Annotated in this window: 11 protein-coding genes, 1 tRNA gene and 1 riboswitch; of the genes, 2 read left to right on the top strand and 10 right to left on the bottom strand. The window is 55.2% G+C overall.

Annotation, left to right across the window (positions count from 1 at the left end):
* Positions 1-146: 146 nt before the first annotated feature.
* Entirely contained in the window at positions 147-1,037 is an 891-nt protein-coding gene (locus QZL67_RS05905; RefSeq protein WP_292919964.1) for a M23 family metallopeptidase, read from the bottom strand.
* A gap of 255 nt (positions 1,038-1,292) precedes the next feature.
* Between QZL67_RS05905 and QZL67_RS05910 the strand changes: the two genes are divergently transcribed.
* A tRNA-Pro gene (locus QZL67_RS05910) sits at positions 1,293-1,368 on the top strand.
* Positions 1,369-1,634: 266 nt separating this feature from the next.
* Here the strand turns inward: QZL67_RS05910 and QZL67_RS05915 are convergent.
* The 6 genes from QZL67_RS05915 to QZL67_RS05940 form a co-directional block, all read right to left on the bottom strand.
* Positions 1,635-1,877 carry a hypothetical protein gene (locus tag QZL67_RS05915; RefSeq protein ID WP_292919966.1) on the bottom strand — a complete coding sequence of 81 codons (243 nt, stop codon included), beginning with the start codon at positions 1,875-1,877 and terminating at the stop codon, positions 1,635-1,637.
* A gap of 75 nt (positions 1,878-1,952) precedes the next feature.
* Complete coding sequence (locus tag QZL67_RS05920; protein WP_022289829.1) at positions 1,953-2,363, bottom strand: hypothetical protein; 411 nt, start codon at positions 2,361-2,363, stop codon at positions 1,953-1,955.
* Complete coding sequence (locus QZL67_RS05925; RefSeq protein WP_022289830.1) at positions 2,363-2,635, bottom strand: hypothetical protein; 273 nt, start codon at positions 2,633-2,635, stop codon at positions 2,363-2,365. The genes QZL67_RS05920 and QZL67_RS05925 overlap by 1 nt, the downstream gene beginning before the upstream one ends.
* A gap of 363 nt (positions 2,636-2,998) precedes the next feature.
* The gene (locus QZL67_RS05930) at positions 2,999-3,583 is read right to left on the bottom strand and encodes a TetR/AcrR family transcriptional regulator C-terminal domain-containing protein (RefSeq protein WP_022289831.1); all 585 of its coding nucleotides are present in this window, start codon (positions 3,581-3,583) and stop codon (positions 2,999-3,001) included.
* A 16-nt stretch (positions 3,584-3,599) separates the two neighbouring features.
* Positions 3,600-4,154 carry a manganese efflux pump MntP family protein gene (locus tag QZL67_RS05935; protein WP_292919974.1) on the bottom strand — a complete coding sequence of 185 codons (555 nt, stop codon included), beginning with the start codon at positions 4,152-4,154 and terminating at the stop codon, positions 3,600-3,602.
* Positions 4,155-4,409: 255 nt separating this feature from the next.
* Positions 4,410-5,339 carry a cation diffusion facilitator family transporter gene (locus QZL67_RS05940; RefSeq protein ID WP_022289833.1) on the bottom strand — a complete coding sequence of 310 codons (930 nt, stop codon included), beginning with the start codon at positions 5,337-5,339 and terminating at the stop codon, positions 4,410-4,412.
* Positions 5,340-5,448: 109 nt separating this feature from the next.
* A riboswitch (NiCo riboswitch) is annotated at positions 5,449-5,531 on the bottom strand.
* Positions 5,532-6,122: 591 nt separating this feature from the next.
* On the opposite strand from QZL67_RS05940, the gene QZL67_RS05945 reads away from it, so the two are divergent.
* Entirely contained in the window at positions 6,123-7,658 is a 1,536-nt protein-coding gene (locus QZL67_RS05945) for a hypothetical protein (RefSeq protein ID WP_022289834.1), read from the top strand.
* Between the two features lie 389 nt (positions 7,659-8,047).
* Here the strand turns inward: QZL67_RS05945 and QZL67_RS05950 are convergent, their stop codons facing one another.
* The 3 genes from QZL67_RS05950 to QZL67_RS05960 form a co-directional block, all read right to left on the bottom strand.
* On the bottom strand, positions 8,048-8,935 hold the full coding sequence (locus QZL67_RS05950; protein WP_022289835.1) for a hypothetical protein: 888 nt from the start codon (positions 8,933-8,935) through the stop codon (positions 8,048-8,050).
* Positions 8,936-9,201: 266 nt separating this feature from the next.
* The gene (locus QZL67_RS05955; RefSeq protein WP_022289836.1) at positions 9,202-9,525 is read right to left on the bottom strand and encodes an N-6 DNA methylase; all 324 of its coding nucleotides are present in this window, start codon (positions 9,523-9,525) and stop codon (positions 9,202-9,204) included.
* Between the two features lie 138 nt (positions 9,526-9,663).
* Positions 9,664-10,030 (bottom strand): FCD domain-containing protein (locus tag QZL67_RS05960; RefSeq protein WP_292919968.1); only part of this gene is annotated, 367 nt, incomplete at its 5' end.

The following is a 10,030-nucleotide window of genomic DNA, read 5'->3' on the forward strand; positions in this document are numbered from 1 at the left end:
GTACGCCCCAGTGGCGCAGCACCAGCCAGTGCCCCAGTTCATGGATCGCCGCCGCGCCCAGCACCATCACCAGCATCCGCCACCCGCTGGCCCAGGCAAACCACGCCAGCAACAGGCAGAATCCGCCGGAGACGCGGAGGCGCCCCTCAGGAAAGCACCACATAGTAGATGGGGTTTAAGTACGTCTCTCCCCTGTGGATCTCAAAATGCAGATGCGGACCGGTGGCCACACCGGTCTCTCCCACCTCCGCGATCTTCTCTCCCTCTTTCACGGAGGTACCGGAGGTCACGGTGATCCGGCTGCAATGGGCATACAGCGTGGAATAATCCCCGGCGTGGGACACAATGAGATACTTCCCATAACTGCTGCTCTCTCCCACCGCCGTCACCACCCCATCGGCGAAGCATCCGATGGCGGTACCGGTGTCCGCCGCGATATCCAGTCCGTAGTGAAACTTCTCCTCCCCTTCCACCGGGTGCTCCCGGTAGCCGAAGTTGGATGTCAGCGTCCCCAGCACTGGAGTACAGTAATCAAACCCTAAAATCGCCTGCTCCAGGCTCACGTTTTCCGGCAGGTTCTGGTCCGAGTAAAGAATATAGGCCAGCGAGGCGACCTCGCTGGTCTGTTCCTGTGCTGCGGCAGCAGAGCCGGTAGTTGTGGTGTCCGTGTCTGCCGGCTGCGCCGTCTGGGCCGCAGCATCACCCTCTGCGGCTGTCTCTCCCTCCTGACGAAGCGTCTCCAATGCAGACGGAAGTTCCACAGGGACGGCACTCTCCGCCGCCGTCTCCAGGACTTCTCCGGTCTGGCCTTCCGCCTGCGGATGGAACACCGCCTCATAGACATCGGACAGCGTGCCGTCCACATCCGCTTCCCCGGAGACCGCCCGCCCGACAGCGGAAAATACGGCCTGTACATCCATATTCTGCTCCATCACGCTGGATAGCGTCTGATTCCACCGTGCCATCTGGTCTGGCAGCAGCAGTTTTGCTGCCACCAACAGCACAAAGATTCCGCCGCAGGCCAGCAGCCGCAGCAAGCACCGCCGTTCCCAAGCACTCAGGGGTTCGTTTTTTCCCCGTGACGCCGGCCTTCTGTTTCGCGGCCCCCCGCTTCTCCGCGGCGCCGCAGCGGCGCTGATCCGACGTCCCGCCTGCCGTGAGGTCATGGTCCTCCCTCCTCCGTCCGTTCTGATCTTCCTGCTGACACCATATGTGGAGACATTCCAAAATATGATTTATCCGCCAGGGCTTGACATTGGCGCCGCAATCCCGTATAATACCTTTTGCTGCATCCGGGTGTAGCGCAGTTGGTAGCGCGCTTGGTTCGGGACCAAGAGGCCGTGGGTTCAAATCCCGCCACTCGGACCAAAAAAGTTACGATTTTTGCAGAAAATAAGCAAGAATCGTAACTTTTTTGCTTTATTTGTTCCACTGAATTTTCCCGTCTTCCCGCCGACCACAGTCTGTACCACAGTCCCTCCTCCCCAGGCGGACCGTCGTTTTCTCCGCCGAAAGGGGCCCTTTGGGCAAAACGGAGAAGATTTCACATCCGCTGTTTCCGGGACGTTACCCGGAAAATGGATGACTCTGCATCATAAACGCGCACCCGCCGGGACTTCCCCGGCGGGTGTTTTTCATGCTCTCAATTCCGCCTTCGCCGCGGCCATCTCCGCCTGCACCTCCCGGATCATAGCCGCCAGCTTTTCCTCGCACTCCGCCAGGGAGTGGGCGTAGATGTTGCGGGGGCGCTTTTTCCCGTCGGGCCATTTGGGGGAGTACTCATTCTGTGTTCTGCCGGAACGAAGGAGCTGCAGGAACTCATCCACAGAGTGGACCATCCCTGCCTCCTTCATGTTCTGGTAGGCACCTCCACGCATCCCTGGAATTCAAACTCCTTGCGGTGCGCCGTATGAAGACCGTCCCGGGGAGCATGCTTTTCCGCCGCTCCCCTTTCAGCTTTGCGGTTCAGGTGTTTCATCGTCGGATACCTCCGTTTCTTCAAAGGGCAGATGGATGGGATAGAGGTCCAGCACAAAGTGCTCCTCTTCAACTTTCGTACTGGGATGGCAGTCCGAGCGGCCAAAGGACACTTCTCCGATCCGGTGGGTGAAGTCCTCCGGGCAGGTGCCCAGGACCACATACTGACAGACGCAGTATTCCAGATCCCCCTTCTCGTCCGGCTCCAGCGGAGAGGTCTCAAAGGGCTTTTCGATGTCCACCCCCAGGGAGTCCAGATACCGGGCCACCTCCGGATAGGCCGCCTTGACCCTGGCGCAGTAGTTCCGGCAGTAGGCGCAGTCACAGATGTTCTCAGGGCCCAGCGCACGGTAATAGGCTCTTGTTTTTTCAATGTCCGTTCGCATCACGGCTTCTTCCCGCCCTTTCTCACCGCAGATTTCAGAAATTTCAGATAATTGAGCAGAATCCCCAGCCCCAGAAACAAAAAGCCCGCTCTTCGCAGGAGACTCCGGTCCCCCGGCAGGAAGGCCGCCAGGAACAGGCATATAATGACCGTCAGGAACAGCGCAGAGGTGAGAAGAAGGCAGAGGATCCGACTCCGCCCGGAGAGTCGCTCCGAGGCCGCTGCGTCCATCGTCCCATGAAACAGCAGATCCAGCACAAATTCCAGCCACATGGAAAGCCCCTCTCACACCAAAAGCCAGTTCTGGCCATCCGGCATGGTACGGAGATTACCCGGGATCCGCTCCAGCACTTCTCCGGTCTCATAATCCCGCACCAGGACCTCCTCCCGATAGTCCGGATCCTCGTACCAGACCCAGGTATACAGCCTGTTTCCTTCCAGAAACGCAAAAACTCATGGTCCTCTATCGCAAAGTCCCGGCGTTCCGGCCAGAGAATTTGGAACCTGTTGTCATGAGCCGACCGGGTCAGCAGAAGGGGCGACGCCTCCAGCATCAGGTTACCGCAATACCTGTGCGGTACACCCTTGCTTTTGATCTGCCTATGTGCGGCAGTACGTTCAACCCTGCCGGTTCCGTCAGGGGGATTCCTGCTCCGCCTGAACCAGTTCCCGACAGATGGAGCGGGCACTTTCTTCCGTAAGCGCCTTAATTTTCTCCAGGAATTGCTCCGTCGGCATACACTCCTTGGTCAGCAGCCACCGCTCCATGGCGCAGACCACCGCGTCTGTGAAAAAGTCCATGGCAAATTGGTCCAGCTGCTTTTGTCCAAAGAGAGTGGAAATGCGTTCCGCCAAGAGCGGCTGGATATACTCCCGGAAGTGGTCACGGAAAGAATTCTGTCCTTTGATTTGCAGGGCCTTCCGGTAAAATCCGTGATTTTGGTAAAAATATTGGCAAATTTTCTCGACAAAGGCCCAGCGCTCCTTATAGTTGGAGTGGCTCACATCCAACTTCTCGTCTTTCAGCAAGGCAATAAACTCGGTATCAAAAATCCAATTCACAAGGTCATATTTGTCCTTAAAGTGATAGTAGAAACTTTTGCGGTTCATATCACACCTCTCACAGATCTGCGCCACATTGATCTTGTCAAAGGGCTGCTCCGCCATCAACTCCTTCAAAGAAGTCGCTAATGCCCGTTTGGTGATATTGGAATCTGCCATACACGGCCTCCTTTTTTCACACCCGTAAATGTTCCCATAAAATCGAGGTACCCATGAGAAGCAAAATAATTCCTCCCACCGTTTCGGCCTTTGATTTGTACCTTGCTCCGAACTGATTGCCGATTTTCACCCCAGCAACTGAGAAAGCAAATGTGGTCAGTCCAATCATGAGAACAGCCGGAAGAATGTCCACTTTCAAAAACGCAAAAGATACACCCACAGCCAATGCGTCGATGCTGTCGGCGACAGCCAGAGGGAGCATGACGCGGGGAGCGAAAGACGCTTCCATTTTTCTGACGGGCTCACGAGATTCCCGGATCATGTGAATTCCGATTGCCGCCAACAGGATCAACGAAATCCAGTGATCCAGGCTTTCGATAACGGAACGGAACCCACTGCCGAGAAAATAGCCCAGCAGTGGCATGACAGCCTGTGCTCCCCCGAACCAGAGGCCCGCAGCCAGGAGGTGTTTTGGCTCCACCCGCTCCACCGAGAGGCCTTTACAGACCGCGATGGCAAATGCGTCCATGGAAACGCCGATTGAGATTGCCGCGAGTTCCCCGATTCCCATAGTTTTTACCTCCAAAAGGAATTCTTCCGGCAGGTAAAAAAAGAGACTTACCTGCCCGTACAGATAAGTCTCGTCATTTAAGATAATACCAGGAACGTTCCAGTATGTTGGTATCACCACACCCAAGTGCTGACTACTCCCTTACATACAAATAAGTATATCATATTGTCAGGACATTCTCAACACAATTCGGCCTTTCCTCTTTGGACAAATCCGTTTGTATGTCCCATTTGTCCCGTGCAACCGCTGCGGAAGTCAGCCGGCCTCATCGGCGGGGTTCAGATGGATCATAATATGCTTCACATCCGGGAAGGCATGTTCCACTTCATCGTGAACATGCTCCGCCACCTTGTGGGCATCCCGTAAAGATGTTTCCCCATCCACCTGGATCTCCAGATCAATATAGACCTTGTTGCCAAACATTCTGGAACGGAGCGAATCCACATGAAGCACGCCGTCCTGCGCAGCAATGTATTTTTCCATTTGTTCATCATAGCTTTCACCGCAGGAGGTGTCCAGCAGCTTGACCACACTGTCTTTCAAAATATCATAAGAAGCCTTCACAATGAACAGGCAGATCACTACGCTGGCCACGGAGTCCATCACAGGAAAGCCCAGCATGGCGCCACCGATGCCGATGAGAGAACCGATGGAAGAAAACGCGTCAGAGCGATGGTGCCAGGCATCCGCCAAAAAAGCCGAGGAATGAATGAGTCTGGCGTAATAACGGGTATACCAATACATGGCTTCCTTGCTCACAATGGAGACGATTGCTGCCACCAGCGCAATCGCACTGGGGATGGCAAGTGTTTCATAGCTGCCGGAAATGATATTCTCCACGCCCACTTTGCCCACGCCCAGGCCGGTCGCCAGCAAAATACTGCCCAAGAGCAGGGACGCAATGCACTCCATACGCTCATGTCCATAGGGATGGGCAGAATCCGCTTCTTTCTTCGAGACCTTTACACCGATCCAGGCAATCACCGTGGTGATCACATCGGAAAAGGAGTGGATCGAGTCGGAGATCATGGCGCCGGAATTGCCCGTGACGCCGGCAAAGAATTTGAATCCGGACAGCACCGCGTTGCCGGCAACGCTGACAAAAGACATTTTGCGGATCGCGGATGCTTCATCAATGGGATTCTTGCGGGAAACGGTGTCAGTCTGCTTGTGTGTGGCTTTCATTGGAAATTCCTCCTGTTCATAGTCTGTAGACCAGATGTTTCTCTTGTCGGCACACATTGAAAAATCTCGTTTCCCCAGGTGAATATAAAAAAGCACCTGCGGGACATACAACCGTCCCGCAGATGCTTTCCATCTGCTGCCATCATGGCCCGGCAAATGACCTGCTGTCATCGCCTGTTCAGTTTGTACTGTTGAGCTCGCACCCCGAGCGGGGATGTAATGCAGTGCAAAGAGTGCTTTTACACTATATGATCAGCGGGCTTTTGTCAAGAATTCTTTTTTTATATTTTGGGACAAACCACAGGTTTTGTCCCAAAATGTAACACCGATACCGGAACTGAGGAAAAGTGTAACGCAAGCGGGCCTTTGCCCAATGAAATCACCCGATTTTATGATTACAATATTCCTCGCATATGATAGATGGATTTTTTGTGGGTCCGGCCGCACTTACCTGCTGGCCCGTATTTGCCCATTTCCCTGTCTGTTCCAGGCCGCCCTGCCGCTGCCGGAGAGCAAAAACCGGGGAATGAGTTTCACCGGCTGATGCTGCGATAGATAAAGCCCAGTATCTCTGCAAAGATGCAATATGTCCTTTCCATCCTCAATGACCCGTTCCATCAATATATTGCGGGTCCGTATACCATAAGTGCTGACCGCGGTCACAGCGGGCGGCGGCTTGATGGGAGTTGTGGGAATGCTTTTGTGTATGCCGCTGGCCGCAGCTACCTATAATCTTTTGAAAGAAGACGTCACCCGACCTCAAGCAAAGGAGTGTATCCGTGTATGAAAAACACAAACGAAAATCCGAGAGAAATCATCCCCTTGGAAGCCCATCCATCCCGCCTGATCCGCCATGTGGATGAGCGGCTAATGTCCTACAACATTGAGATGACCGAGGTAACCGGCGGCACCTTCTGGAAAGCCTATACCGCCGAACAGATTGCCGGTACCGCGGAGTTTCCCGCCGTCACAGCGTTCACCGATGTGACCGCCATGCCGGAGCTTATGGAGTATTATCCTCCTATCGACCTGTACAACGAGCGGCTGCGGGAGCTTGCCAAGCAGCTTGGTCCTGCTTGGGTCCGGATATCCGGAACATGGGCCACAAAGACCTACTACGACTTGGATGGGACTACCGGGGGAAAGGCTCCGGAAGGCTATGCCAATGTTTTGACCAAGGAGCAATGGCTCGGGGTTTTGGACTTTGTTTCCTATGTCGGCGCCAAGCTTCTGATCTCGGTGAGCAACTGTGCCGGCGACCATCCGGACGGCGGGCCGCTGGACCTGACCCAAGCAAAGAAGATCTTCGACTTCAGCCATCGGCATGGGGTAGATATTGACGCCATAGAGTTTATGAATGAGCCCAATATGATGGAGATGTCGGGCGCCCCCAAGGGCTATACCGCCGCAGACTATGCCCGGGACCAAGACATCCTGTATGGGTGGGTCCGGGCAAATTATCCCCACTGTCTCCTGGTTGGCCCGTGCACCACCGGCGACCCCTCTGCGGAAAGCGGGGAAAACAAGGGGTTTGGCGCAGGAATTGCCAACCTGACCAAGACCTGCACCACGCAGGAGCTGCTGGCAGGAACCCGCATTCCTCTGGATGTGTTCAGCTACCACTACTACAATGGGGTTTCAGAGCGAATTGCCGGGGTCATGCCGTCCGCCCACTGGCCCGGGCAGCTGGCCCACAGCGATGCGTATTTGGCTGTTGCACCGGACTGCGCCAGAGCTCATGCCGCCCTCAGAGATCAGTTTGTCCCCGGAGGACAAATGTGGGTAACCGAGTCCGGTGACGCCGGCGGCGGAGGCGATACCTGGGCTTCTACCTATCTGGACGTCCTTCGTACACTGAACGAACTGGGCAGCTATGGCACTATTACCGACGGGATCATCTTCCACAACACACTGGCTTCCTCTGATTATGGCTTCCTGGAACACGGCACCTTTTTGCCCCGTCCTAATTACTTTGCCGTCCTGCTCTGGAACCGGCTGATGGGAACCGCTGTATATGACTGCGAAAAGCTGAACCGGGAAAACGTCCATGTCTACTGCCATTCCCGCAGAGACGGAATCCCCGGGATCGTATATTTGATGATCAACAATTCGCTGACGGACACCATTGCCGCCGCACTGCCCAAAGATGCCCTCCGCTACACATTGCACGCCCAAACGATGCGTTCTTCTACGATTCGACTGAACGGAAAAGAATTAGCCATTTCCGGCAGCTGCAGTACTCCTGAACTGACTCCGCAGCTACAACCTCAGGGTACGGTTCTGCTTGCGCCAGGCAGCTGTACGTTTCTTGTTTTATAAGATCGGCAGGATACAACAACAAATATGGTACCTCTCGGGACGATCAGCCCTTGTATTGCTGCTTTTTGGTTCGGCGTTATCCAGCAGGCCATACGGCAGTTGGTAAAATGATGCTGCTGCCGGAGACGCCCGCAGCCCATCCGCCTCGCTTCCCGCTCGGCAAGACACTCCCGTGCCTCCGGCATGGCCCTCCGGCCTCTGGCGGTCTCTGCCTTCAGAATGGATTCCTCCCCTGACAGCGTATGCAGGATCTGCTCCAGGTGTTTTGAATTCTTATCCAGGGTCTTCGTTACATTTGGCGTAGCGTTCAGCACCGGGGAGTAATAATCCTCCGGTTTCAAAATCCAAAATGCCGTCCCGACCTGTATAGGCCGGGGCGGCATTTCCTGTTACCGTTTGCGGTAGGCATGGATCTGCGCGGCGATTCGTTTGACAAAGGTATCCGCTTCCGGTTCAGATGCATACCAGATATTTGCCTGGCCGAATCCGAACGGAACCGACACTCCCACCTTATGGCGCGGAATCCGCCAACGGGGCTCTTTCCGCTCCTCCACCGGCAGCAGCACCCCCTTGTCCACCGGGGCCTGAACGTTGAACCACCGCTCCCAGCTGGAACCATCTTCCGCATCGATGGGCAGGATCTGGTAATAGCGCCATACCGTTGCGTCTTCATACCAGCCCACCACGCGGGTTCCCACTGAATCCTTTGGATTCTTGGCACACCAGACCACTGTGACATGCTCCGCATGATCCTGGGTCCGCCGGAGGGCACAGCCCCGGATCCGCTCAATCCGCGTCTGATTGTTGGTCTCCCCCCGCGCCTTTGTCTCATAGCTTCCCAGATAACAAACCTTTTCCGGAGCACCGTCTGCCCCAGACACCGTGAAGGGAAGAAAATTGATCACTTCGCCGGCTTCATGATGCCTTGCCACGTAAGCTCCGCCGCTTTGTGGCACAACATCTCCCTGAAGGCCCTGGTATCGTTCCATCCATGCGATGTTACAAAACACGATCCGCTCCTGATCTGGTTCCGGCTGGCGGATAGGACAGATCTTCGGGCAGATCTCGTCGGATTGGCGGAACTGTTCCAGCCATTCCTGCGTCTCTGGGTCTGCCGCGGTAATCGCCCCAGCGCGGACACTCACCGGGAGAGAAAACACCCGCTCGGTACCATCCTGAAACCGCAGGGTCATCCGGTCTCCTTTCTGCGCAGTCACCTCTCCCGCCCCATAGGTCCGGTGGCAGAGAATTTTTCCCAGTACGTTCTGTTGGTTCATTATGGGATCTCCTTCCATTTCTCCCCGTCTCTCCGCTCCTCATGCCGCCGCGTTGACATGGATCTGATCGATGACGCTTTTAGTGTGAGGTCCGTGAACACCTCCACGATGCTGCCGCGATCGGTAAAGGGCAGCTCCTGAGGGACAGACAGGTCCTTCATCATGCCGTTATCGGACAATGTACTCCATGATCTGGTTGATGAAGAGGAGCCGAACAGTACCCCGTCGGGCACGATGCAGGCGCACCGGCCGCCCGGGGGAGAAAGTCACGGAACACGGGCCATTTGTTGTGCTGATTGCCCAGAATGGTGCGCTCGTCCACCTGCACCTCGCCGGCAAAGATGCTCTTGTGAGGCAGAACCCAGCGTGGTGCTCTCCTTGGCCCGCTGATTGGCGGCGTCCAGGTCATGGATGAACATGAGGTAGGTCATCTGCTCCACCACGTCCAGAGGGTTGGTAATGCCGCCGATCCAGAAGAGCTCCCGGAGGCGGTCGATTTTGTTTTTCCGTTCTCCAGTGATCTTGGTCTCTTGCTCCTCGCCGTGGTTCCGGGCATCGGCAACACAATACCTGCCGCCGTGTTTTTGCATTTTTATTTTACCATCCTCCGGCCCATGACACAAGGTCACTGTACCCGATGTGTCAACGCCGTTGATGCAAACAAAAGAGACGGTCCCGGAAACACCGGGACCGTCTCTTTGTATCTTCTTTGTACGACAGAGCTTTTGTCATGCCTGCTGGGAATCTCCGGATTTGGAGGAATCCTCCTCCTGGAAGGTCATATACCAATACTTGTAGCTCCATTCAACCCTGCGGAAAAGCTCGTCCAGATTGTTCCCGGCCAGCTTTTCCATGATGCCCCTGTGGCTCTCGGAAAAATAGGCCACGGCATCATGCTGCAGAATCGTCTCAATGGTCTTATACAGGAAGTCCTCCGTGATTTTTACAATGCTGTCATAGGTGGTGATCACGGCCACGTTATCTGTGGCGGAGGCCAATTCCTGATGGAACGCAATGTCCTTTTTTGCGATCACCTCCACATCGTTTTCACCCGAGCAGAGGTATTGTTCCAGATCATCCTGAATGGCGTTCAGA

It is taken from the genome of Oscillibacter sp. CAG:155 (assembly GCA_000436875.1).
GTDB lineage: Bacteria > Bacillota > Clostridia > Oscillospirales > Oscillospiraceae > Oscillibacter.